Here is a 25,112-nt window from a genome sequence, read left to right on the forward strand (position 1 = left end):
AAACATGCGATGATCAAACCCTTCACCACTCTATGTATATCTTTTTTTATATAGGCTCAAGCATTATTTCCTCCATGACCATGATTCGTTTATAGCCACTGTGTTTATTTTGATTACGTCCATTATATAGTTTGTCATGTTTTATTTAAATAATTATACTTAAGAAAGGTAATTATTCATAGGTAATTTCATAAAAGTAACACTTATAATTACCTTTTTCCTCTTTTTGTAGCTTAACTTAAGAGGTACATTTAAGCCCTGATAAATTGCATTTTAAGGTATTATTTTACCTAAAGAAAAAGAAGCATAACTATGCCAGCGGCAAAATTATGCTTCTTTTTACATTTATGCTAGTTTTATTATCCACCTATGTATGGTGGAGACGGCGGGACGTGCGTTTCCATGCTTTCGTCATGGCACTGACTATATCTTGAACCTGCCTATAAACAGGTCCTCTGGCGTCTTATGCGAAACATAAATTTACCACTTAGGTTGAATTTCGCATCCTAGTACTACCTTCAAAAAGGCAGCCTATAAGTCGATACACGGCTGTTGAATTACTTCACATACCGCTCGGCATTGCCCTATCGCTCCATGCGACTTAGGTTTCACCGATAAAGCCAGATTATCACTTGCGTGTTACCACACAAGGCGACTAATAATTAATCGAACCCGCGTCCAAAGATATCGGCACTTAAGCATCTACGAGTGTAGTCGATATATTGGCGTTTCACTGATCCTTTTGCCTATCGACCGGCGTCCGGTCAGCTAGCCTGGTTGTTCTCTTCCTTCATCCTCAGGCGGTGGAATCCGGCGTAGCCCACTTAAAGTGAGTCCGCTACCCTACCACATGGGCGATGGAGGGGCGAACAGCTATGCAGTTATTAAGCTGCGAAAGCTAAGTTGTTGTTAGTTTTGCCAGTTATGGCTTTGACGTTTTAACGAGGCCGATCCCCTCGACTCGCAACCTAAGCTCAAACTACCCCTGTCGAATCCGTAGCGTCCCCATTATAAAATGTGCATAAAATCAATTAAGATTTTAGCAGCAGACGTTTAGGATGCTCCAATGTTTGTAAGAGCAAAAGATTGTGCCGCCTCATCAGCGACAAACTTATTATAACACACTCAGAACATTTTTCAATTGTAACTATTTGTAAAATAATTTCCAGTTACATCTTTTGACGATCACGGAAAGCCCGCTCAATCTCACGCTTTGCTTCTTTTTGCTTTAATGATTCACGCTTATCATAATTCTTTTTACCCTTTGCCAGGCCAATTAAAACCTTACAGAAGCCATTTTTTAAATATAACTTTAACGGGACAAGAGCATATCCTGCTTCTTTTGTTTCTCCTAGCAGTTTACTAATTTCACGTTTATGGAGTAACAGTTTGCGTGTTCGCAATGGATCGTGATTAAAAATGTTTCCCTGCTCATAAGGACTCACGTGCATCCCAAACAGAATCGCTTCTCCATTCTGAATCCTTGCATATGCATCCTTCAAATTGACTTTCCCGGCACGAATCGATTTAATTTCAGTCCCCTGCAGGACAATCCCGGCCTCGTACGTTTCTTCGATAAAATAGTCGTGGTAAGCCTTTTTGTTTTGTGCGACTGTTTTTCCTACACCTTTTGGCATTTATATCACCTCAACTCTATGGACCTATTTTAGCAGAAATACATAAGTCGTACAATGAAAAGGGGCCTTGCGCTAAGGCCCCTCCTATTATTTATTTTTTCTTTTTCTACTTTTAGATTTTGGAACATTATCGTAGAATTTCCGTTTATTTTTCGATTTGCCGCCTTGCTGGCCTCCACCGGATTCAGACTTTTGACCATTCCGGCTGCGTCCCTGCCCTTGTTTCCCATCGCCTTGCTTATTTCGGCGCGGCTTTCGGGCATCACTGCCAGTACTAAAGACCCTTGGTGTATCTGAACGTTCACGGCGTGTTCCTTTCATACCGACGATTTCAAAATCAATCGAGCGCTCGTCTTTATTGACTTTTACAACACGAACGGTTATTTCATCCCCAATTCGGAACACATTTCCGGTCCGCTCACCAATCATTGCGTAATGACGCTCGTCGAATCGATAATAATCATCCGTCATATAGCTTACATGGACAAGACCTTCAATTGTATTAGGCAGTTCCACAAACATTCCAAAGTTGGTCACCGAGCTGATGATCCCATCGTACTCGACGCCAATCTTATCTTCCATATACTCGGCTTTTTTCAATTCATCCGTTTCGCGTTCAGCATCGACGGCACGGCGCTCCATTTTGGAAGAATGCTCGGCAATCTCAGGCAAACGGGCATTCCATTTTTCCTGTGTGGTCGAATCGATTTTCCCTTCAATTAAGTAGGTACGGATTAAGCGATGGACAATCGTATCCGGGTAACGGCGAATTGGCGAGGTGAAATGAGTGTAAAACTCCGTTGATAAACCAAAGTGCCCAAGGCTCTCCGGATAATATTTTGCCTGCTGCATCGAACGAAGCATGACCGTCGAAATCACCATTTCTTCTGGTTTTCCTTGCACCTCTTCAATAATTTCCTGAAGGGCCCGAGGATGCACATCGTTAGCAGTTCCTTTTACGATATAGCCAAAGTTAGTAATAAACTCGAAAAATCTCCGTAATTTATCTTCCTTTGGATCCTCATGGATACGGTAAATAAATGGAACTTCCATCCAGTGGAAATGCTCTGCAACGGTTTCGTTCGCCGCAAGCATGAATTCCTCAATTAACCGCTCTGCTACAGAACGTTCCCTTAGGACCACATCGGTAGGTTTTCCTTCTTCATCGACCAAAACCTTCGATTCTTTAAAATCAAAATCGATGGCGCCTCGTTGCATCCGTTTGTTCCGAAGGACTTCGGCCAGTTCCTCCATCAATTCAAACATAGGCACCAATGACTCATATCTTGAACGTGTTTCTTCATCCTTATCAGTAAGGATTCGGTTCACATCATAGTAGGTCATCCGCTCCGTTGTTTTAATCACACTTTGAAAAATTTCATTCGAAACAACAGTACCTTCCGGTGAAATTTCCATTTCACAAGACAATACAAGGCGATCCACCTTAGGATTTAAGGAACAAATTCCATTCGAAAGGCGGTGCGGAATCATCGGAATAACTCGGTCTACTAAATAAACACTCGTCGCCCGGTCCTCTGCTTCCACATCAATTGGCGTGCCTTCTTTAACATAGTAGCTGACATCAGCAATGTGTACTCCAAGCTTATAGTTACCGTTTTCTAATTTTGTTACGGTGACTGCGTCATCTAAGTCTTTAGCGTCTGCACCGTCAATGGTTACAATCGTTTCATTTCTTAGGTCGCGACGGTTTGCCAGTTCACTTTCATCAATCGTATCCGGAGTCTCATTGGCCTGCTTTAATACATCATCAGGAAAGGCCATTGGGAGCCCGTGTTTATGTATGACTGATAGGATGTCTACGCCCGGGTCATTTTTATGCCCAAGTACTTGGATCACTTCACCTTCTGCACTTTTCCGTCCATCAGGGTACGTAACAAGTTTTACGACTACTTTATGTCCTTCGACCGCCCCTTTAGAGGCATTCTTCGGAATAAAGATGTCATTGGCAAATTTTTTATCATCAGGAATGACAAAGCCAAAGCTTTTGCTCTCGACGTAGGTCCCAACAATTTGCTGGACACCGCGTTCAATGATCCGAATAATACTTCCTTCCCGGCGTTGTCCGGATGTTTCTGAAGAAACACGGGCAAGGACCGTATCTCCATGCATAGCCGTATTCGTTTCATTCGGCGGAATGAAAATATCATCCATCCCAGGCTCGTCAGGTGTGACAAATGCAAAGCCTTTCGCATGCCCAATCAGCTTACCGCGGATTAAGTTCATTTTTTGCGGAAGCCCGTACCGGTTGCTTCTGGTGCGAACCACAAGACCCTTCTCTTCCATTTGAACTAGTGCCTTGACGAATTCTTTAAAATCACCGGAATCATGAATTCCAAAAGCCTCTTCCAGTTCTTGTACGGTTAATGGTTTATAGGCTTCATCTCTCATATAATGCAAAAGCTTATCTATGTGCTTTTGAATGTTATCTTCCAAACTATTTCCTCCTTATTTGGGCTGCTTCTTACACATGCCAATCGAGTTTTTCTAAAAAGGCATAAACATCTTCATGGAGCTGTTCACGCTCTTTATCTAACGTAATGACATGCCCTGATTCTTCATACCATTTGATTTCTTTTTCAGTAGATTCAATTTCGTTATAAATAATGTTAGCACTTTCTGTATTAATCATCTTGTCATGACGAGCCTGAACAACGAAGGTCGGAGCATAGATCATGTCTACGTTGTTTCGAACATCCGCAATTAATTGCTGCAGTGCTTTTAATGTGTTCATGGGTGTCTTTTTAAACTCGTTCATTTCCAATTCGATTTGCTCGTCCGTTTTTCCTTCATATCTTTTATATTCACGGGCATATTCTAGAATTCCTTGATACATGACCTCTTCACTTTTTATATACATTGGTGCACACATAGGTACAATACCCTTTATAGGTACAGTGTATCCCAATTTCAAGGAAAATACGCCGCCAAGCGAAAGTCCTGCGACAGCAATTTCTTGATGTCCTTTATTTTTTAAAAAATTGTATCCATTTAAGACGTCTTCCCACCAGTCGTCGGGACCGGTATGGACGAGTTCTTCTGGAGGAACCCCATGGCCTTTATAGTGCGGGGCATGACAGGTATAGCCTTTTTTTTCTAAAAACCGTCCAAGCATCCGGACATCTGCTGAGTTCCCGGTGAATCCGTGCAGCAGCAAGACGGCGCGTTTTCCTCCTTCAAAGGTGAATGGTTTCGGTGGTGCAACTTTCATCTTAAAAACTCCTTTATTTCGATTAGCTTCTATTAGTTTAAGCATTAATAGAGGTAACATTCCAGAAAAAAGCCTTATGGGGTGTGGTTTTAGCAGATAGGATTGAGGCTGAGTTTGGGATTCGGCGGGATGAGGGAAGAATTTACGTCTGCTTTACTACCTTTCCGACAGATTGAGTATTTTTACCGCGTGTTTTCTTGTTAATTCCGCCAATTTTTCTATTTTTCCCGCCGATTTTGATAATATTTCCGCCAAACCCGTTCTGGAGCAAAAATTTTTCCCTATAAAAAACAAAAAACCCGGCCACTGGCCAGGTTTGAATGTTCAAATTAAATTTTAAAATACGTAACTGCAAGAGCTAGAAGGAAAAATAATACTGACAACACAACCGTAATACGATGCAGAATCAAGTCAATTCCCCGAGCTTTTTGCTTGCCGAATAGGGTCTCAGCACCACCAGAAATGGCACCAGATAATCCAGCACTCTTACCAGACTGCAGGAGAACTACTGCAATAAGAGCGATACTTACGATAACTAATAATGTTACAACCAATGCATGCATGAAAGCCACCTCCTGTTAAGACGTACAGTTCACAGTATATTAAATTTACCATATTATTTCCCATTAGACAATAGTCGTTATTGTGACTGCACGGAGGGAAATGTTTTATCTCTCCTGCAGTTCCCTTAAATCCTTCTTAAGCCATTCGATGAGTTCCCGCTCACGCTCCTCATTCATTTGTTCTGAAAATGCTGGGGTCCATTCATAAAAACCTGCACCATTTTTCTGTCCATACCGACCCTCTTCTACACAGCCTTTCATGGCAGACATGGATACCGGACTATCAGATAAATCAGGGAAAAGGTAACTTGAAATCGACTCAAACACATCAAGCCCCCCCATATCTGCCGATAGGAAAGGCCCTGTTACAGGAAGCCTGCGGCCAATACTATAGCGAACAGCTGCATCAATATCCTCAATCGTTGCGGCCCCTTGTTCTAAGATATACTGTGCCTCACGAAAGAGGGCATATTGAAGGCGGTTTCCGATCGCACCAAGGATCTCCTTTTGCACAACTATCGGCTTCTTATTCATTTTTTTAAGCAGGTCAAGTGAGCGTTCAACCGTACGATCGGAGGTATATTTCCCTCTAACAATCTCCACAAGCGGTATGAGGTGGCCCGGATTCCAAAAATGGGTGACGACGGTACGCTCGGGACTTTTTGTATATTTGGCTATTTCTGACGGGCTTAACCCAGATGTATTGCTCGCAAGAATCGTTTCTTCGCCGCAAAGTTGGTCCAGCTTCTGAAACCATTCTTGTTTCAACGGCAACTTTTCAGGAATCGCTTCAATAATAAACGTCGCTCCGTTCAGACACTCGTCCAGAACATCTGTAAACATGATCCGTCTATCAATCTGTTCAACCTCTTCAGACGATATGACTTGATATTTTTCAAGCACCTGAAGCTTTTCTGAAAGACCCTTCTTTCCGCGTTCAATGTCCTCTCTGTCATTCCCCCAAACCTTTACCACAACCCCAGCCAAACTTGCCGATAAAGCAATGGAATGCCCCATCGTACCACAACCAATAATGGAAACTTTTTCATTGTTTAGCATAATAACATCCTCCCCTTCTATTAAATAGCTGTCCAGCCGCCGTCGACTTTTATCGTTTCCCCAGTGATAAAATTGGCAAGGTCAGAGGCAAGAAATAAGACCGCTCCCGTAACATCAGTAGGGCGTGCCAGCTGACCAAGCGGTATGCGATTCAACACGTCTTCATAAAAATCTCGGTCATCGAACATCGCCTTTGTCATTTCTGTTTCAACAAAAGTAGGAGCAACCGCGTTCACCTTAATCTGATGTTTGGCCCATTCAACGGCGAGTGCTTTTGTTAACTGAACCGCACCGCCCTTACTCGAACAATAAGCAGCGCGCTTTATATAACCAACAAAGGCCATTTGTGAGACAATATTGATCACTTTCCCATGTCCATTTGGAATCATATATTTCCCTGCCCGTTGTGAACAAAAAAACAGTCCTTTAAGGTTCGTATTCATAATTTGATCCCAGTCTTCTTCAGTGACTTCAAGTGCCTCCTTTGGAATATTGACACCTGCATTATTGACAAGAATGTCTAATCCGCCCAATCGTTCGACTGCCTGGTCCACCATGGTATAAACACTCTCAACGTTCTGCATGTCGGCAACAAGATAGGAACAATTTCGGCCATCGGCTTTTATCGATTCTACTGCTTCTAATAATGCAGATTCAGTCCTACCCGTAATAATGACATTTGCCCCAAGACTTGCAAAGGCTTGGGCAATATCCAAACCAAGCCCCTTACTTCCCCCAGTGACTATCACCTTTTTTCCATTTAGCTCCGAAAAATATGTCAAGATCGTCTCCCCCATGTAAAAAGCAGGGCACTGGAAAGAAGTGACCTGCCCTGATTAGTTAAATAAGTCCTGTAAGCGAATATAATCCGATAATAAAGAACACGGCAACTGTTTTAATGATGGTTACAGCAAAGATATCGCGGTAAGATTGCTTGTGTGTTAGTCCACAGACGGCAAGCAAGGTAATGACCGCCCCATTATGCGGCAGTGAATCCATCCCTCCAGACGCCATGGCTACAATACGGTGCATAACTTCCAGCGGAATTCCATGATCCAGCGCAGCCTGAACATATTTTTCTCCCATTGCACTTAACGCAATCCCCATTCCGCCCGATGCAGAACCGGTGATTCCTGCTAGAACGTTGGTCGTAACTGCTCCGTTCATTAATGGGTTTGTGAACGTATGAGAGATCCCATCACGGACGATACCAAAGCCAGGTAATGAGGAAATAACTCCACCAAATCCATATTCGGAACCAGTATTCATCGCTGCCAGCAACGCTCCCCCAATACTTGCGTTAATTCCTGTTTTGAAGTCAAGCTTGACGGCTTTAAAGTTAAATGCAAGCGTTGTCAAAATTCCGATAACCAATGCCAGTTCAACAGACCAAACACCAAGAACTGCTGACAACTCTACTTTACCAAAGGCTTCAAGACCGATGCTGGAAAAATCAAATCCGTTTGGATACCATTTAGGAATAAAGACAGTGAAAAATTTGTTCATTACACCCACTAAAATAAGTGGCACGAAGGCTAGCACTTGACGAAGGGTACTGTCTGTTTCAGTTTTTGTTAATGCTACTGGAGCAGCTTCGAGCTTTTCTGCGGCTGCTGCCATTTCACTTTGTGCATCACCAAATCCGAAATAACCTTCACCGTCTTTTTGTGCCTTACGGCGGCGGGATTCTAAATAAAGCATGCCAAGAACAAAGACAAAGATGGCACCGATAATCCCTAGTGTTGGAGCTGCATAAATATCAGATTTGAAGAAAGTAGTAGGAATAACGTTTTGAATTTGCGGCGTTCCTGGAAGAGCGTCCATCGTAAACGAAAGAGCTCCCAATGCCATGGTACCTGGGATTAATCGTTTAGGAATATTAGCTTCTTGGAATAATTTCGCTGCAAACGGGTAGGCTGCAAAGGCTACAACAAATAGACTGACGCCGCTGTAGGTTAAGATGGCGCACAAGAGTACAATCGCAAGCATCGAGCGTTTTGCGCCAACCACTTTTACAATCGATTTTGCGATAGATGCAGCTAAACCAGACATTTCAACTACCTTTCCAAAAATCGCACCTAATAAAAACACAGGAAAATAGGTTTTGATAAAGCCGACCATCTTTTCCATGAAAATATTCGAGAAAAACGGCAAAACGTGTCCTGGATCTGTGAGCAAGACGGCAAAAAGAGCGCATATAGGGGCAAACAAAATGACTGAAAACCCTCGGTAGGCAACAAACATGAGCATACCTAACGCGAGTAATATAATAATAAGCTCCATAAACTTCCTCCTGAAATTTGTAGTGGTACAGTGTTAAGGAGCAGGGCAGCGGATGCTGTCCGCTTCTTAACATCCGGTACTGATTTAATTATGAACAGTCTCTTTTTTATAACGGCGGACTCTTAGCAATGCCTGCTCACGGTGACCGGCGAAGTTTTCTAAATGACAGAGCCGTTCTGCATATTCTCCAATTAAAGCACTTGCCTCCGGTGTTTTCACCTCTTGGTATGTACAGGTTTTTAAGAACTTTCCGACCCATAGACCGCCTGTATAGCGAGCTGCGCCCTTTGTCGGCAGCGTATGATTGGTACCGATAACCTTATCTCCATAGGCAACATTTGTTTCAGGTCCTAAGAACAACGCACCGTAATTAGTCATATTTTCTAAGAAGTAGCGTGGATCTTCAGTCAGTACTTCTACGTGTTCATACGCAAGCTTATCCGCTTCCGTGACAGCTTCATCAATGCTGTCAACAAGAATAATTTTGCCGTATTCTTCCCAGGCAGCTCTTGCTACTTCTGCCGTTTCAAGCGTTTGCAGCTGTCTTTCAATCTCTAAAACGGTTTCATTTGCAAGCTTCTCAGATGTGGTAATCAAGGCAGCTGGTGAAGTTGGACCATGTTCAGCTTGTCCTAGCAGATCAGTAGCAATAATTTCCGCATCTGATGTTTCATCAGCAATGACTAATACTTCAGTTGGACCGGCAAGTAGGTCAATTCCCACACGTCCAAACAGCTGGCGCTTTGCTTCCGCCACAAATGCATTACCAGGACCAACCAGCATATCAACCGGTTCAATTGATTCGGTTCCAATTGCCATGGCAGCCATCGCCTGAACACCGCCAAGTAAATAAATCTCGTCTGCACCCGCAAGCGCCATAGCTGCAACTGTCGCAGCTGGTATTTCACCATTAATCGGCGGAGTACATGCAATTACTCGTTTCACTCCAGCCACTTTTGCGGTTAATACACTCATATGTGCTGAAGCTACCATCGGATATCTTCCGCCTGGTATATAGCAGCCGACACTGTTCACAGGGATATTTTTATGGCCTAGAACAACACCCGGAATCGTTTCAACCTCAATATCTTGTAAAGCCGATTTTTGTGCTGTTGCAAAGCGGCGGATTTGGGCCTGTGCAAATTTTATATCCTCAATGGTTTCTTCAGGTACTCTTTTGATAATTTCTTCTATCTCTTCTGGTGAGAGTCTGAAGCTTTGCGGTGACCATTTGTCAAATTTAGCTGAGTAATCCCGGACAGCACGATCGCCGTTGTCTTCAATATCTTTTAGAATGTTTTTAACGGTCTCTGATACTTGTGCTGCTTGGACTGCCAGTTCCTCTTTTGTTTTACCAGCTTTCAAAAATCTTGCCATGATCGAATCTCCCCTTTGTTCATAAATAATATCAGGCTGCCGGGGGAAGAATCTGCCCCGGCTTCATAATCTATTATTCTATTAATAACGTGCTGTCAGCATTTTTTTACGAGTATAGAATTCAACGCCATCTTTTCCATTAGCATGTAAATCACCATAGAAGGATTTCTTATAGCCGGAGAATGGGAAGAAGGCCATTGGTGCTGGTACGCCCATGTTGACACCTAACATTCCGGCATCAATATCCTCACGGAACTGTCTGACAGCCTTTGCACTGTCTGTGAATAAGCAGGCACCGTTAGCAAATTCTGATTGATTGGCAATCTCAATCGCTTCGGTTAAATCTTTAGCACGAACAATGGATAGAACAGGTGCAAAAATCTCATCCTTCCAGATTTTCATCTCTGTTGTGACCTTATCAAAAATGGTTGGTCCGACAAAATAACCTTGGCCAGCGGTGGCTGCATCTTTCCTGCCATCGCGAATGAGCAATGCTCCTTCGTTTTCACCAATTTCAATATATTTAACGGTTTTCTCTTTATGGGTGTCACGAATCACTGGTCCTAAGAAAACACCCTCTTCAAGACCATTTCCGATTTTCATTTCCTCCGCTTCTTTAACCAAACGGGCCACTAATTCATCCGCAACATCCCCAACTGCCACTACCACGGCACATGCCATGCAGCGTTCACCTGCCGAACCAAAGGCTGCTCCCATAATATTAGTCACTGTAACATCAAGGTCTGCATCCGGAAGAACGATCGTATGGTTTTTCGCACCCGCTAACGCTTGAACACGCTTACCGTTTTGTGCTGCTGTTTTATAAACATATTCAGCTACTGGCTGAGAACCGACGAAAGAGACAGCTTTAATATCTTGGTGCTCCAAAATACCATTAACCACGTCATGCGCACCATGGACGATATTTAACACGCCGTTTGGCAGACCGGCTTCCTGAAACAGCTCTGCTAGACGGTTTGCCAACAGCGGTGTCCGTTCAGATGGTTTTAAAATAAAGGTATTTCCACAGGCAATCGCAAGCGGGAACATCCAGCAAGGAACCATCATTGGAAAATTAAATGGGGTAATACCGCCGACAACCCCGATTGGGTAACGATACATCCCTGATTCGATTCCAGTAGCAATATCAGGCAGCTGATTCCCCATCATTAATGTTGGAGCACCGGCAGCGAATTCTACACATTCAATCCCCCGCTGTACTTCACCCTTTGCTTCAGCGAAGCTTTTTCCATTCTCTTCCGTAATTAGCCGTGCAAGTTCATCCCAGTTCTCAACTAGCAGCTGCTGGTAACGAAATAGAATACGAGCTCTTTTTGGCACAGCTGTATTTTTCCAAGATTGATAGGCTTTCTTTGCAACAGCGGCTGCCTTATCTAAATCCTCACGGCTGCTAAGTGGCACATAAGCTAAAATTTCACCTGTTGCCGGATTTGGGACGGCCTCTGTTTTTTCAGATGTAGATGCCACCCATTCCCCGCCAATGAAATTTTTCAAGATTTTCGTTTCAGTAATGACAGACATTTTTCTATCCCCTCTCCTATCTATTAATGGACAACCTTTTCAAGTGTAGTAAAGTCATAGTCAAAACAAACTTGATAGAGTTTGATGATTTCTTCATGGCTTGGCACACGCGGATTATTGCCAGGGCTTCCGCTTGCCAATGCATCGGTTGCCATCTTGGCTGCAACCTCATTGAATTTCTCCTGGTTCAATCCGTAATCTTTCATATTCGGTATGTTTAAATCACGGCAAAGCTTTTTCACTTCATTCACGGTGACGTCTGCCAGTTCCTCCTGCGTTAATCCAGTTAAATCTGGGCGCAATAATTTGCCAATAACCGCTAACCGGTCGACAGCGCTTTCTTTTGTATACTCCAGCACAGCGGGCAGGAGCATGGCATTCGATATTCCATGCGGTACATGGAATAATGCCCCGATTGGGCGAGACATTCCATGTACTAGGGTAACCGATGCATTCGTAAAAGCGAGACCCGCCTGCATGGAGGCCAAAGCCATTTTCTCCCTCGCCTCTTGATCTTCACCATTTTGGTAAGCGGCACGAAGATTGTTAACGATTAACTCAATCGCTGATAAGGCGAGTTGATCCGTCAGCGGCTGTGAAACTCTAGAAATATAGGCTTCCATCGCATGACATAAGGCATCTACACCTGTAGCAGCGGTTACATGCTGCGGTGAGGAATATGTAAAGACTGGATCGACAATGGCCACAGCTGGAATAAACGCTGGATCTTTAATCATCATTTTTATATCATCATTTGTATTCGTAATAACCGTAACACTGGTGACTTCTGACCCAGTGCCGGCTGTCGTAGGAATCGCAATGAGCGGAATAGGTTTACAAGCTATTGGTTTTCTTCCGCCCATATAATCACCAATATAACCACCATTTGTTGCCAGTACAGCGACAGCCTTAGCTGCATCGATACAGCTTCCTCCGCCAACGGTAACAATTAACTCACATTGATTATCTTGGAATGCAGTTAAAGCTTCAGATACGTGCACGTCTGTCGGCTCGGAGTTCACTTCCAAATAGGAAACGGTTGTCAACCCTGCAGATTCTAGATAACTCCTGCATTTTTCAACATTACCGATTTGATCCATAATCTTGTCGCTTATGATCAAAGCTTTTTTCCCAAAAAGAGCTGCTTGTTCTCCCAGTTTAGTTAATGATTCATTACCATAAAAAACTGCCTGAGGCATCCGAAATTCAGAAAACCCTTTCATAAATATCCCTCCTTGTTTACACTTTCTATATATGCAAGAAGCGTGCCAAACCGCAAAAGGGGAATATTATTAATATTCGGTTAACAAACTGTCCATTCATCCCTACAATTGTGTCCGAATTGTGTCTGTCGCACCAGACACTTACAAAGTAATTCTGTATTTCTTCATTTTTTCATATAATGTTGATCTTTGAATTCCTAAATTTCTGGAAGCAGCAGCTTTGTTCCCATTCGTTTCATGAAGTGCTTGAATAATCATTTCTCTTTCTTTTATAAAAACAGAATCCTTTATATCCATTAACAGCCCTTTCTCCTTTTGCGCAGGGGAAGAGCTGAATTCTACTAAATCGTTTGTCCGATGCTTAGGGAGTAACTCTTGTTCTGTAATAATAGCAGTCTCTGATAAATTAACGAGCATTTCTACGGTATTTACAAGCTCTCTAACATTTCCCGGCCAAGAATAGTTGACCAATGCAGCCATAGCCTCTCTTCCGAAAGACTTTGGACCGAAGCCAAACCGGTCAGAGAAATGATCGAGATACTGATTTAACAATACCGGAATATCCTCTTGTCTTTCTCTTAAGGGAGGAATTTCAAGACGGATGATATTTAATCGATAGTATAAATCTTCACGGAATTTACCTTCTGCCACCATTTCCTCTAAGTGTTGGTTGGTTGCGGCAATAATCCTAACATCAATCTTGTGTTTGGCTATACCTCCCACTCTTTCGACCTCCCGTTCCTGGAGAACACGAAGGATTTTAGTTTGCATAAATAGGGGCATATCCCCGACCTCATCTAGAAAGAGTGTCCCTTTGTGAGCCAGTTCAAACTTACCGGGTTTCCCTCCTTTTTTTGCACCGGTAAACGCTCCATCCTCGTAACCAAATAATTCTGCCTCAAGCAAATGTTCTGGAATAGCCGCACAATTCACACTGATAAAATTGCCTTCAGCATAAGAACTTAATTCATGTATCGCTTTTGCGAACATCTCCTTCCCTGTTCCACTTTCTCCAGTAATGAGGACGGTTGATGGGGTACCCGCAACCTTACGAGCCATTCGTTTGACCGCTTGGATTTGTGCACTTTGGCCAATGATTTTGTCAAAGCTGTCTAATTCTATATAAGGGTTGTCCGCTGCTGTGCTATTTGCTGAAACTTGACGGGATAGTTCCTGCATCCTGCCGAGAATATTGTAAAGCTCTGTTACCCCATGAAAAATAAGCATTCCAATCGCCCCAACCACTTTTCCTTCTTTCAAAATGGGAATGCGGTGTACCACCATATCCTGCCCTTGGATGCGTTGTATGTAGCCTTTTTCAGCCACACCTGTTTGGATTACGATGTGCAGCCGGGTATTTTCAATAATTTGGGTTACATGCTGCCCTATTACTTCTTCCCGTTTCTTTCCAATGAATCGGCAATAGGCATTATTAAATTCTTGGATATAACCATTTGCATCAATGACAACGACTCCCTCATACGCACTTTCAAGGATCGTACTTAACGTTTCAGCTATATGGAGTGTTTGTTGAAGCTGGCCGATATGTTCGGCATAACAATGCAAGAGATCGGTCCGTGTTAATATGCCAACAAGTCGTCCGGCCTCATCCACAACAGGGAGACGTCCTACCGGAAGCTCATAGGCCGTTGTGATCGCTTCCTGTTGATCGATGGTCACTACGGGTTCTGTCATGACGGCTTCAACAGGACTGTCAGCTGAAAGCCCTTCCAAAAAACAAGACATTAATTTTGTTCTAGTAATTAAACCGACCACTCTATTTGTTCCATCCACAACCGGTAAACCGTCAATCCGATAAGTCTGCAGGATGGTGATTGCTTCTCTTAATGTCTGCTTAGGCCGGACCGTATATGGATTAGTTGTCATCCATTTCCAAACTGGGTCAGAACTATTTAAATTTTGGATTTGTTTATCATCTTTTTTGTCATTTACAATCATCAGTAAACCTCCCCAAAAATTGTAATAAACCACTACATAAGTGTACACTATTTTGACAAAGATTTGTCAACTTTCTGACACATGTCCGGAAATGGATACAACATAACAAAAAAACCCCCGGAATTTCTGGATTATACCCAGATCCCGGAGGTTAATAAAATTACTTCTTCAAGTTATAGAAAGACTTAAGACCATTGTATTGAGCTGTTTCAGCCAATTGATCTTCGATACGAAGCAATTGGTTGTATTTTGCTACACGGTCAGTACGTGAAGGAGCACCAGTCTTGATTTGACCAGCATTTGTTGCAACCGCGATATCAGCGATTGTGCTGTCTTCTGTTTCACCAGAACGGTGAGAGATAACAGCTGTGTAACCTGCACGCTTAGCCATTTCAATCGCATCAAAAGTTTCAGTAAGAGTACCGATTTGGTTAACTTTGATAAGGATTGAGTTGCCGATTGATTTTTCGATACCTTCAGCAAGCTTCTTAGTGTTAGTTACGAATAAGTCATCACCAACTAATTGAACTCTTCCACCGATACGTTCAGTTAATAGCTTGTGACCTTCCCAGTCGTTTTCATCTAAACCGTCTTCGATAGAGATGATTGGGTATTTAGAAGTAAGTTCTTCATACCACTCAACCATTTCTGCAGATGTTTTAACAACACCTTCACCAGAAAGATGGTATTTACCGTCTTCTTTGTTGTAGAACTCAGAAGATGCTGCATCCATTGCTAAGAATACTTCTTCACCAGGCTTGAAGCCAGCTTTTTCGATTGCTTCTACAATTGTTTGAAGAGCTTCTTCGTTTGATCCAAGGTTTGGAGCAAATCCGCCTTCGTCACCAACAGCAGTGTTAAGGCCTTTTCCTTTTAATACAGAACGTAATGTATGGAAGATTTCAGCGCCCATGCGAAGTGCTTCTTTAAAGTTAGGAGCACCAACAGGCATGATCATGAATTCTTGAATATCAACATTGTTATCAGCATGCTCGCCGCCGTTTACGATGTTCATCATTGGAACTGGAAGCTGCTTCGCGTTGACACCGCCAAGGTATTGGTATAAAGGCAAGCCAAGGTAGTCAGCAGCAGCACGAGCTACAGCAAGAGACACACCAAGAATAGCGTTAGCACCTAATTTACCTTTGTTTTCAGTACCGTCTAATTCGATCAATGCACGGTCAACAGCAACTTGGTCAAGAACGCTTAATTCTTCTTGAACTAAGTGTGGTGCAATGATTGTGTTTACATTCTCAACCGCTTTAAGAACACCTTTTCCAAGGTAACGTTCTTTGTCGCCGTCACGAAGTTCAACAGCTTCGTATTCACCAGTTGACGCACCACTTGGTACTAAAGCGCGGCCAAATGCGCCAGAGTCAGTTGTTACTTCTACTTCGATTGTTGGATTACCGCGGGAATCTAATACTTCACGAGCGTATACATCTAAAATATGTGGCATGTAATTCTCTCCTTAATAATCATGAGTTATTTTTTAATGATTGATGTTCCAGTCATTTCGGCTGGTTGTTGAACATTTAATAAGTCTAGCATAGTTGGCGCTATGTCACCAAGAATACCGCCATCACGCAGCTCAATACCCTCTTTTGTTACAATAACCGGCACTGGGTTTGTTGTGTGAGCTGTCATTGGCTCACCTTCAAGTGTAATTACTTCATCGGCATTACCATGGTCAGCCGTAATGATTGCATAGCCGCCTTTTTCAACGATTAGGTCAACTACTTTCCCTAGGCATTCGTCAACCGCTTCAATCGCTTTAACCGTAGGTTCAAGCATTCCTGAGTGGCCAACCATGTCTGGGTTTGCGAAGTTTAAGATGATCGCATCGAATTTATCATTCTGGATTTCATTGACTAATGCATCTGTTACTTCGTAAGCACTCATTTCAGGCTGAAGGTCATAGGTTGCAACCTTTGGAGAATTGATTAAGATCCGTTCTTCTCCAGGGAATTTTGCCTCACGTCCGCCGCTCATAAAGAAGGTAACATGCGGATATTTTTCCGTTTCGGCAATTCTAAGCTGTTTTAAATTATTTTGTGAAAGGACTTCACCTAACGTGTTGTCTAAGTTATTGGGCTTAAATGCCACATAACCATCAACTGATTCACTGAAGTGTGTTAAGCAAACGAAGAATAAATCTTTTGGATGCTTTGGTCCGCGGTCAAAATCACGGAAATCTTTATTTGTGAATGTGTTAGAGATCTGGATGGCACGGTCAGGACGGAAGTTATAGAAAATAACCGCATCATTGTCTTGAATCGTTGCCACAGGCTGTCCATCTTCTTTAGTGATAACGGATGGGATGACGAATTCATCATAAATTCCGTGCTCATAGGAATCCTTTACTACGTCTAATGGATTAGTGTATGCAGGACCTTCACCGTAAACCATTGAGCGGTATGATTTTTCCACACGCTCCCAACGCTTGTCACGGTCCATGGAATAATAGCGTCCAGAAATCGTAGCGAATTCTCCAACGCCATACTCCTTCATTTTGTCCAATGTTTGCTGAATATATTTTTCAGCCGTTTTTGGACCAACATCACGTCCATCTAAGAACGCATGAACATAAACCTTTTCCACGCCTTCTTCTTTTGCCAGTTTCAATAAGGCAAACATATGCTGAATATGGCTATGAACACCGCCATCTGACAATAAACCAAATAAGTGCAGCGCCGTACCATTCTTCTTCACATGTTCCATTGCACCTGTAAAGGTTTCATTTTTTTCAAATTCGCCTTCACGAATCGCAATATTAACACGAGTTAAGCTTTGATAGACAATCCGGCCGGCACCGATATTTAAGTGGCCAACTTCAGAATTACCCATTTGTCCTTCCGGAAGACCTACTGCTTCACCAGATGCTGTTAAATGGGAATTAGGGTAAGTGCTCCAAAAACGGTCAAAGTTTGGCTTTTTCGCATGAAAAACCGCATTTCCTTTTGTTTCGCCTCTGCATCCAAATCCATCAAGGATGATTAGCGCAACTGGAGACTTACTCATACTGACCTGCCTCCAGTAGCTTTAAGAATGATTGTGCTTCAAGGCTTGCTCCGCCTACTAACGCACCATCAATATCAGGCTGTGCCATGTATTCTTTAATGTTTTCTGGTTTTACGCTGCCGCCGTACTGAATACGTACTGCATCCGCTACATCTTGAGAGAATTGCTGTGCTACAACTTGGCGGATATGGGCACATACTTCATTTGCATCTGAAGATGTGGAAGATTTACCTGTGCCGATTGCCCAGATTGGTTCGTAAGCAATAACAGATTGCTTCACTTGCTCATCAGTAAATCCAGCAAGAGCTTTGGCCACTTGGTCACCAACTAATTGGTTGGTTTCGCCATTTTCACGCTGCTCTAGTGTTTCACCACAGCAAATGATCGGTGTTAAGTTATATTTGAAAGCTGCAAGAGCTTTTTTATTTACAGACTCGTCTGTTTCATTGAACATTTCACGGCGCTCAGAGTGACCGATGATTACGTATTGAACACCAAGGTCAGCAAGTGCTTTCGGGCTGATTTCACCTGTGAATGCTCCGCTTTCTTCGAAGTGCATATTTTGAGCACCAATTTTTACGTTTGTACCTTCTGTTACTTCTACTAAGCTTTGTAAAAATAAAGCCGGTGAACAAATAACGGATTCCATTGTGTCGGATGGTGGTACTAGCCCTTTAACTTCCTCAGCAAAGCTTTTTGCCTCAGAAAGGGTTTTGTTCATTTTCCAGTTACCAGCAATGATTGGTTTACGCATAGTGGCACATCCTTTCATCTTCTATTTATCGTTTAATGCTACAACGCCTGGAAGTGCTTTACCTTCCATGAATTCAAGAGAAGCTCCGCCGCCTGTTGAGATATGGCTCATCTTATCTGCCAAATGGAACTTTTCAACTGCCGCTGCTGAGTCTCCGCCGCCGATTACGGAATATGTACCTTCTGATTCAGCTAGTGCTTCAGCAACTGCCTTTGTTCCATTTGCAAAAGTATCAATTTCGAATACACCCATAGGTCCATTCCAGATCACAAGCTTTGATTTTTTGATAACATCAGCATAAATTTCTCTTGTCTTAGGCCCGATATCAAGTGCTTCCCAATCTGAAGGAATTTCTTCAATTGAAACCACTTGTGTATTTGCATCAGCTGAGAAATCATCAGCAACTACAACATCAACCGGCATGTAAAAATTAACACCTTTTTGCTTTGCTTTTTCAATGAAAGAGTTCGCAAGGTCAAGCTTATCTGCTTCTAATAATGATTTACCTACTTCATGGCCTTGAGCTTTTACAAAAGTATAAGCCAAACCGCCGCCAATGATGAGGTTATCAACTAGCTCTAGAAGGTTTTCGATTACACCGATTTTGTCCTTTACCTTCGCACCGCCGACAATCGCTGTAAAAGGACGTTCTGGATTAGAAAGAGCTTTGCCTAGGACATCAAGTTCTTTTTCCATTAAGAAACCTGCAACCGCTGGAAGTAAATGTGCAATACCTTCTGTTGAAGAATGCGCACGGTGAGCGGCACCAAAGGCATCATTTACATATACATCTGCAAGTTCAGCAAAAGCTTTTGCTAATTCCGGATCGTTCTTCTCTTCACCTGGATAAAAACGAACGTTTTCAAGAAGCAGGACATCGCCTTCAGTCATAGAATCAATGATTGCTTTAACTGAATCACCATATGCCTCATCAGCTTTTTTCACTTCATTACCAAGAATCTCAGACAGTCTTACACCAACTGGAGTCAGGCGCATTTCTTCTACCACTTGACCTTTTGGACGGCCGAAATGGCTTGCAAGAATAACTTTTGCCCCTTGTTCTACTAAGTATTGAATTGTAGGGATTGCTGCACGAATACGTGTTTCGTCAGTAATTTTTCCATCTTGCATTGGAACGTTAAAATCCACACGGCAAAAAACGCGTTTGCCTTTTACATCGATATCCTTAAGTGTTTTCTTGTTCATGTGTAAAGGACCTCCATCTTGCGGTAGTATACCGCTTCCGAGTTATATTGAAAGTTCAGCATTCAAGGAAAAAAGGAGGGGGAATCTTCCCCGCTCCCCTTTGGAAAACATTAAATTATATAATCTTAAGGATTAAAGTCCTTTAGAAGCGATGTAATCGCAAAGGTCAACTACACGGTTAGAGTAACCAACTTCGTTGTCATACCAAGATAATACTTTAACCATGCTGCCTTCAAGAACCATTGTTGATAATGCATCGATTGTTGAAGAAACAGTTGCTCCATTGTAGTCAGTAGAAACTAATGGAAGATCGCTGTATGCAAGAATGCCTTTTAATGGACCTTCAGCAGCTGCTTTTAATGCTTCGTTAACTTCATCAGCTGTAACGTCTCTTTCTAATTCTGCTACTAAGTCAACAACTGAAACGTTTGGAGTTGGAACACGCATTGCCATACCGTTTAATTTACCTTTAAGTTCAGGTAAAACAAGTGCAACTGCTTTTGCAGCACCAGTTGAAGTTGGGATCATGTTTTCAGCTGCTGCACGTGCACGACGGTAGTCCTTATGTGGTAAGTCAAGGATTTGTTGGTCGTTAGTATAAGAGTGAACAGTTGTCATCATACCGCGCTTGATGCCGAAAGTATCATTTAATACTTTAGCAAATGGAGCTAAACAGTTTGTTGTACAAGAAGCGTTTGAAAGTACATGGTGGTTAGCTGCATCGTATTTGTCTTCGTTAACACCCATAACGATTGTGATATCTTCGTTATTTGCTGGAGCAGAGATGATTACTTTCTTCGCACCTGCTTCTAAGTGTTTCGCAGCATCTTCACGATTTGTGAAACGGCCAGTAGATTCAACAACTACGTCTACACCAAGGTCGCCCCAGCCAAGTTGTGCAGGATCGCGCTCAGCGATAACCTTTACTTTGTGGCTGCCGATTACTAGGTATTCACCGTCAACTGTTACTTCTTCAGCAAGAGTTCCGTGAACAGTATCATATTTTAAAAGATGTGCAAGCATTTTTGCATCTGTTAAGTCGTTGATTGCAACGATTTCTACATTGCTATTGTTTAAAGCCGCACGGAATACGTTACGACCAATACGTCCAAATCCATTAATACCAACTTTTACTGTCATGATAAAATTTCCTCCTTTGTTTGGGTAAAGCTATATTTTTTAAAAGGTATTACCCTTTCAATAACGTTTTTGCCGCACCTTCATCGGTAATTAAAATCGTTGATTTGGGTGCCTGTTTTAAATAAGCCTTAATGGCTTTGGCCTTCGATTTTCCGCCTGCGACTGCTAGCACATTCGGAATATTCGCTAAATGTTCTAGCTGCAGACCAATGGTCAACACCTTGTGAACAATCTCGCCTTCTTCGTTAAAATAATACCCGAAAGCCTCTCCGACAGCCTTCCCCTCTTCGAGTTTCCTCATTATATCAGGGTTGGTTTTCCGCCGATCAGCCATTGAAATAGCATCCCCTATTCCATGGAGAACCATGCTGGCTGATTGAATTAAAGTTAAAACCTCGTGAATATCAGGCTCTTTGATCAGAGATTCGTATATTTCCGAACTGACCTGTCCTGGTACATATAAAACTCGATGCTTGGAATCAGTGTTATGCGCCATATTCGAGCAAATTGTATTTGCCTGATTATGTACATCTTCACCAACCCCTCCCCTTGCCGGAACAAACAATAATTCCTTTTGGGTTAAATCGGGTGAAAGTCTTTCTGCGACAGCAGCCATTGTAGAACCGCCAGTCACAGCGATGATATTTTTCCCGCCAAGAAGTCTTTTCATACATATGGCAGTCGCTTTGCCGAGTTCACCTTTGACTAACGGCGATTCGTCACTATCTCCAGGGACGATCATCACCTTTTTAATGCCGAGCCGGTGTTTTAATTCTAGTTCCATGACGTCTATACCCTTTAGCTCACGCATTAAACCTTCTAAATCTTCAAGTAAATTTTTCCCTTCTGACGTTAAACTCATTCCTACATTATTTGTAGTAATAAGATTTTGGTCTTTGAGGAATTCTACTTCACTGCGAAGTATTCTTTCGGTAAGCCCAAGGCTGACAGCTAAGCTCCTTCTTCCTACTGGCTGCATGTATCCTATGTATCGTAAAATCGTGTGCCGCTTCTGCAGGATTTGAAGGAGATCGGGTAATAATCTTTTTTGAATATCAATAAATGACTGCATGAACTGCATGCTCCTTTATTATATGTAGTTGGTCTCAAAATGTCCACCCTAGACATATTATGTCCCACCTACACTAAAAAAAATCACCCCTGCTTACGGTTTTCATTTTAACAGGAGTAAAAATCGATTTCAACACATTTGATTTAGTTTTTTTCTTGTAAACGGTTACTTATGTCAAATTTGTCAACAAATCCATAGCCCACTTCTTCTCCATCTAAATGAATCACCGGAATCATTAAGCCGTAGCGTTCTGTTAACTCATCACTTGTTTCAATATCGATTTCTTCAAGTTGAATATTCCAAACCTCTCGAAGTTCTAAGATAGCATCTTTTGCTTTATTACAAAGTGGACATCGTTGCCGTGTGTAAAGAGTAATTTTATGCATGTCTCAAAGTCCTTTCAATTAAACCGTTTCCTTTTGGATGATGAGGGTATTTTAAGCTGTTCCCGGTATTTAGCCACCGTTCTTCGTGAAACAAGTATTCCCTTTTGATGCTTTAATTGTTCTGCCATATCTTGGTCTGACAACGGCTTTTCTTTATTTTCCTTAGCAACTAACAGACTGATTTCCTTTTTCACCTGTGTAGAGGATGTACTTTCCTCATCAGAGATTGTTTGAATGGTACTCGTAAAAAAGGTCTTTAGCGGAAAGGTCCCATTAGGTGTTTGCACATATTTCTCCCGGACCGCACGGCTGACTGTAGATTCATGGATATCTAATTCATTGGCTATCTCCTTCATGGTCATGGGGATTAAATATTCCCTGCCCTTTGCAAAAAAAGCAGGTTGTTTTTCTACAATTTTAGCTACAACCTTTGTAAGGGTCTCTTTCCTCTGCTCAATACTTTTTAAAATCCACTGATAATCCTGGACCTTATCCTGTAAAAAACGGTTGACCTGCTGATTTTGATTCTGAAACTTTTGATAGTATGACTCATTAAAACGAATCCGCGGCAGAAATTCATCATACAGACGTACGGTTAATCCCTCATTCGTTTGTTCAATAATGGCATCCGGAATAATATAGGTGGTTACTTCCTGAAACAACAAGCCAGCTGGTTTTGGATTAAACTGCTGAATCTCATCAAATATCCCCTGTAAATCCTTCAGGCTTACTCCTAATTCTTTTGCAATTGGCTTCCATTTCTTTTCGGCGAACGGGACAAAATAGTTTGATAGAATCGTTTGTGCCAGCTCATTGTCAGGATTTTTGTAATAACATTGCATGAGCAAACATTCTTGCAAGTTTCTTGCACCAATGCCAGCTGGTTCAAGCGTTTGGATGATGGCCAGGCATTCCTCAACGATTTCAAGGTCCATACGCAATTTATGAGCTATCTCGTTAAGGTTCCCTGTAAAGTAACCGTTTTCATCTAAGTTTTTAATTAAATGCCGAATAACTTTCATTTGATCTGCTGTTAAGTTTGTAATCTTAAGTTGAGAGATTAAGTATTCCTCAAGAGAAAACGGTTTGTCAGCAATCTGTTCAATCCAGTCTTTCTCGGTCTTCTGATGTTTCTTGCGATTGCGGTCGATTAGGGGATTCATCGGTTTGACATTCACATTCTCGATTTTCAGCAATGGATTTTCCAATGCCTTATCTTCTAAAAAAGCAGCCAGCTCCTGAGTAGAGTACTGTAGTAAGGCAATTGCCTGTGACAACTCCTGCGTCATTGCTAGTTTTAATGTTTGCTGCTGCCATAAACCTGCTCTTAAATCCATCAGGCTCACCCCTCCTGTTCTTATTTTACACGATGATTCCCTATCCGTGTGAAAATAATTGGCTTTCGCTGGCGCTTTGGATGGATAATTTGAACATTATATGAATCCCTATCTCTTTTAGCGATAATTAGATAGAAAGATCAGTGGTGAATATCTTCAGCACTGATCTTTCATGAAATATTATTCTTCTAAAATGGTTCTATTCTATTTCAACTTTCTCTGTCCCTTATTAACCTATTTTTATTGATAGCGATTTTTATTAAAATGCGAATTGATTTGGCCGATAATCATTTTGTGTTTTTCTTTTTTAACTAACTCTTTGCGTATTTCATGTGTTTGGACACCTTCTTCAATTTGCTCTGCAATTTCCATAAGCCTTTCAATGTCAGAGAAAGAGTACTTACGCGTTCCAGAAGGGGTTCGTTCCGGAAAGATCAGTTTACGAATTTCGTAATAGCGTATCTTCCGGTTTGACAGCCCCGTGATTTCAGTTACGATCCCGATTCCCATCACCTTTTTATCACGATATGATTGATTATTGTCCACCAATATCCACTCCTATCCAATTTAGCTAATTAGTTACAAGTTATATGTAATGTTTTCTAACATTAATGAGAAAAATATGAGTCAAACTGTCATTGATTCAACCGAAATATTCAGAATATTTATTTACGTTAACTATTCTAACATGGTTTGTAAGGAAATCAATACAAAATCGGACTGTTAATTTCCAATTTATTTCATATAAAAATGTTTAGGAGAAGAATGATATTGGTATGAATAATATTAAGGAAGAAACCAGGTTACTTATATCATCGGATGGAGGAAAAAGGTACCAATTACTACAAACACTGGGTTCATGTCATTCTATTAATATAGAGGGGATAGCTAGTTAGCGTTTACAATAACAACAAAAAGCGCGGTCATCAGGGTATTCATTTCTATTCTAATATTTTAATGCCGCTAAACACTTATTTTCTTAGAATAATCATTTTTTTGAGATAAAAAAAAAGATCACTTACGTTTTAAAAACGAAGTGACCTTTTTGACGCGCTCGGCAGGAATCGAACCTGCATTTCAAGCTTCGGAGGCTTGCGTGCTATCCGTTGCACCACGAGCGCATGATTATTAGCGACTTTTATATTATATGATAAATTCTCTATAAATGCAAGTAGTGATTAGGTTTTAAATAAATCAGAAATGGTTATCCTGATGATGGGAAAGTTGTCGAACATTTTAAAAGGCAAACTGTTTGACCTTTATTGACCATCAGTGTATGATACTATTACATAAGCTTTTACCTTTTATAATCAAAGGAGGAAGA

General features: G+C 41.8%; 21 protein-coding genes, 1 tRNA gene and 1 other RNA gene. All 23 read right to left on the reverse strand.

Annotation, left to right across the window (positions count from 1 at the left end; translation table 11 throughout):
• Window positions 1-663: 663 nt before the first annotated feature.
• The 23 genes from ssrA to GXK58_RS10680 all read right to left on the reverse strand — a co-directional run bounded on the left by ssrA (window position 664) and on the right by GXK58_RS10680 (window position 24,909).
• Window positions 664-999, reverse strand: a transfer-messenger RNA (tmRNA) gene (gene ssrA / locus GXK58_RS10575).
• A gap of 170 nt (window positions 1,000-1,169) precedes the next feature.
• On the reverse strand, window positions 1,170-1,637 hold the full coding sequence (smpB, locus tag GXK58_RS10580) for an SsrA-binding protein SmpB (RefSeq protein ID WP_101647100.1): 468 nt from the start codon (window positions 1,635-1,637) through the stop codon (window positions 1,170-1,172).
• Between the two features lie 87 nt (window positions 1,638-1,724).
• The gene (rnr, locus tag GXK58_RS10585) at window positions 1,725-4,091 is read right to left on the reverse strand and encodes a ribonuclease R (protein WP_160722523.1); all 2,367 of its coding nucleotides are present in this window, start codon (window positions 4,089-4,091) and stop codon (window positions 1,725-1,727) included.
• Window positions 4,092-4,119: 28 nt separating this feature from the next.
• Window positions 4,120-4,866, reverse strand: coding sequence for an alpha/beta hydrolase (locus GXK58_RS10590; protein WP_160722525.1), 747 nt, complete (start codon window positions 4,864-4,866; stop codon window positions 4,120-4,122).
• A 142-nt stretch (window positions 4,867-5,008) separates the two neighbouring features.
• On the reverse strand, window positions 5,009-5,137 hold the full coding sequence (locus GXK58_RS27510; RefSeq protein ID WP_272928137.1) for a hypothetical protein: 129 nt from the start codon (window positions 5,135-5,137) through the stop codon (window positions 5,009-5,011).
• A 58-nt stretch (window positions 5,138-5,195) separates the two neighbouring features.
• Window positions 5,196-5,429 carry a preprotein translocase subunit SecG gene (secG, locus tag GXK58_RS10595; RefSeq protein WP_101647112.1) on the reverse strand — a complete coding sequence of 78 codons (234 nt, stop codon included), beginning with the start codon at window positions 5,427-5,429 and terminating at the stop codon, window positions 5,196-5,198.
• 105 nt (window positions 5,430-5,534) lie between these two features.
• Entirely contained in the window at window positions 5,535-6,488 is a 954-nt protein-coding gene (locus GXK58_RS10600) for a 3-hydroxyacyl-CoA dehydrogenase family protein (RefSeq protein WP_442862466.1), read from the reverse strand.
• Between the two features lie 20 nt (window positions 6,489-6,508).
• On the reverse strand, window positions 6,509-7,270 hold the full coding sequence (locus tag GXK58_RS10605; protein ID WP_160722527.1) for an SDR family NAD(P)-dependent oxidoreductase: 762 nt from the start codon (window positions 7,268-7,270) through the stop codon (window positions 6,509-6,511).
• Between the two features lie 58 nt (window positions 7,271-7,328).
• Window positions 7,329-8,771 (reverse strand): GntP family permease, encoded by a 1,443-nt coding sequence (locus tag GXK58_RS10610; protein WP_160722529.1) that lies wholly within the window; start codon window positions 8,769-8,771, stop codon window positions 7,329-7,331.
• Window positions 8,772-8,855: 84 nt separating this feature from the next.
• On the reverse strand, window positions 8,856-10,148 hold the full coding sequence (gene hisD / locus GXK58_RS10615) for a histidinol dehydrogenase (protein ID WP_160722531.1): 1,293 nt from the start codon (window positions 10,146-10,148) through the stop codon (window positions 8,856-8,858).
• A gap of 81 nt (window positions 10,149-10,229) precedes the next feature.
• Complete coding sequence (locus tag GXK58_RS10620) at window positions 10,230-11,690, reverse strand: CoA-acylating methylmalonate-semialdehyde dehydrogenase (RefSeq protein ID WP_160722533.1); 1,461 nt, start codon at window positions 11,688-11,690, stop codon at window positions 10,230-10,232.
• Window positions 11,691-11,713: 23 nt separating this feature from the next.
• Entirely contained in the window at window positions 11,714-12,913 is a 1,200-nt protein-coding gene (locus GXK58_RS10625) for an iron-containing alcohol dehydrogenase (RefSeq protein WP_160722535.1), read from the reverse strand.
• 141 nt (window positions 12,914-13,054) lie between these two features.
• On the reverse strand, window positions 13,055-14,872 hold the full coding sequence (locus tag GXK58_RS10630; protein WP_442862467.1) for a sigma 54-interacting transcriptional regulator: 1,818 nt from the start codon (window positions 14,870-14,872) through the stop codon (window positions 13,055-13,057).
• A gap of 160 nt (window positions 14,873-15,032) precedes the next feature.
• The gene (gene eno, locus GXK58_RS10635) at window positions 15,033-16,331 is read right to left on the reverse strand and encodes a phosphopyruvate hydratase (protein WP_160722537.1); all 1,299 of its coding nucleotides are present in this window, start codon (window positions 16,329-16,331) and stop codon (window positions 15,033-15,035) included.
• A gap of 26 nt (window positions 16,332-16,357) precedes the next feature.
• Window positions 16,358-17,893: a 2,3-bisphosphoglycerate-independent phosphoglycerate mutase gene (gene gpmI / locus GXK58_RS10640; protein ID WP_160722539.1), complete on the reverse strand. Its 1,536-nt coding sequence runs from the start codon at window positions 17,891-17,893 to the stop codon at window positions 16,358-16,360.
• A complete protein-coding gene (tpiA, locus tag GXK58_RS10645) occupies window positions 17,886-18,647 on the reverse strand; it encodes a triose-phosphate isomerase (RefSeq protein WP_160722541.1) in 762 nt (253 codons plus the stop codon). The genes gpmI and tpiA overlap by 8 nt, the downstream gene beginning before the upstream one ends.
• A gap of 21 nt (window positions 18,648-18,668) precedes the next feature.
• Window positions 18,669-19,853, reverse strand: coding sequence for a phosphoglycerate kinase (locus tag GXK58_RS10650; protein ID WP_160722543.1), 1,185 nt, complete (start codon window positions 19,851-19,853; stop codon window positions 18,669-18,671).
• A gap of 132 nt (window positions 19,854-19,985) precedes the next feature.
• Window positions 19,986-20,993 (reverse strand): type I glyceraldehyde-3-phosphate dehydrogenase, encoded by a 1,008-nt coding sequence (gene gap / locus GXK58_RS10655; protein ID WP_160722545.1) that lies wholly within the window; start codon window positions 20,991-20,993, stop codon window positions 19,986-19,988.
• 49 nt (window positions 20,994-21,042) lie between these two features.
• On the reverse strand, window positions 21,043-22,065 hold the full coding sequence (locus GXK58_RS10660) for a sugar-binding transcriptional regulator (protein WP_160722547.1): 1,023 nt from the start codon (window positions 22,063-22,065) through the stop codon (window positions 21,043-21,045).
• A gap of 143 nt (window positions 22,066-22,208) precedes the next feature.
• The gene (locus GXK58_RS10665; protein ID WP_160722549.1) at window positions 22,209-22,451 is read right to left on the reverse strand and encodes a glutaredoxin family protein; all 243 of its coding nucleotides are present in this window, start codon (window positions 22,449-22,451) and stop codon (window positions 22,209-22,211) included.
• A gap of 14 nt (window positions 22,452-22,465) precedes the next feature.
• Window positions 22,466-23,788, reverse strand: coding sequence for an RNA polymerase factor sigma-54 (gene rpoN / locus GXK58_RS10670; RefSeq protein ID WP_160722551.1), 1,323 nt, complete (start codon window positions 23,786-23,788; stop codon window positions 22,466-22,468).
• 240 nt (window positions 23,789-24,028) lie between these two features.
• Window positions 24,029-24,337: a MerR family transcriptional regulator gene (locus GXK58_RS10675; RefSeq protein ID WP_442862468.1), complete on the reverse strand. Its 309-nt coding sequence runs from the start codon at window positions 24,335-24,337 to the stop codon at window positions 24,029-24,031.
• A gap of 500 nt (window positions 24,338-24,837) precedes the next feature.
• Window positions 24,838-24,909 (reverse strand) — tRNA-Arg (locus GXK58_RS10680).
• Window positions 24,910-25,112: the final 203 nt, after the last annotated feature.

The organism is Bacillus sp. USDA818B3_A, from assembly GCF_009928415.1.
Taxonomy (GTDB): domain Bacteria; phylum Bacillota; class Bacilli; order Bacillales; family Cytobacillaceae; genus Neobacillus.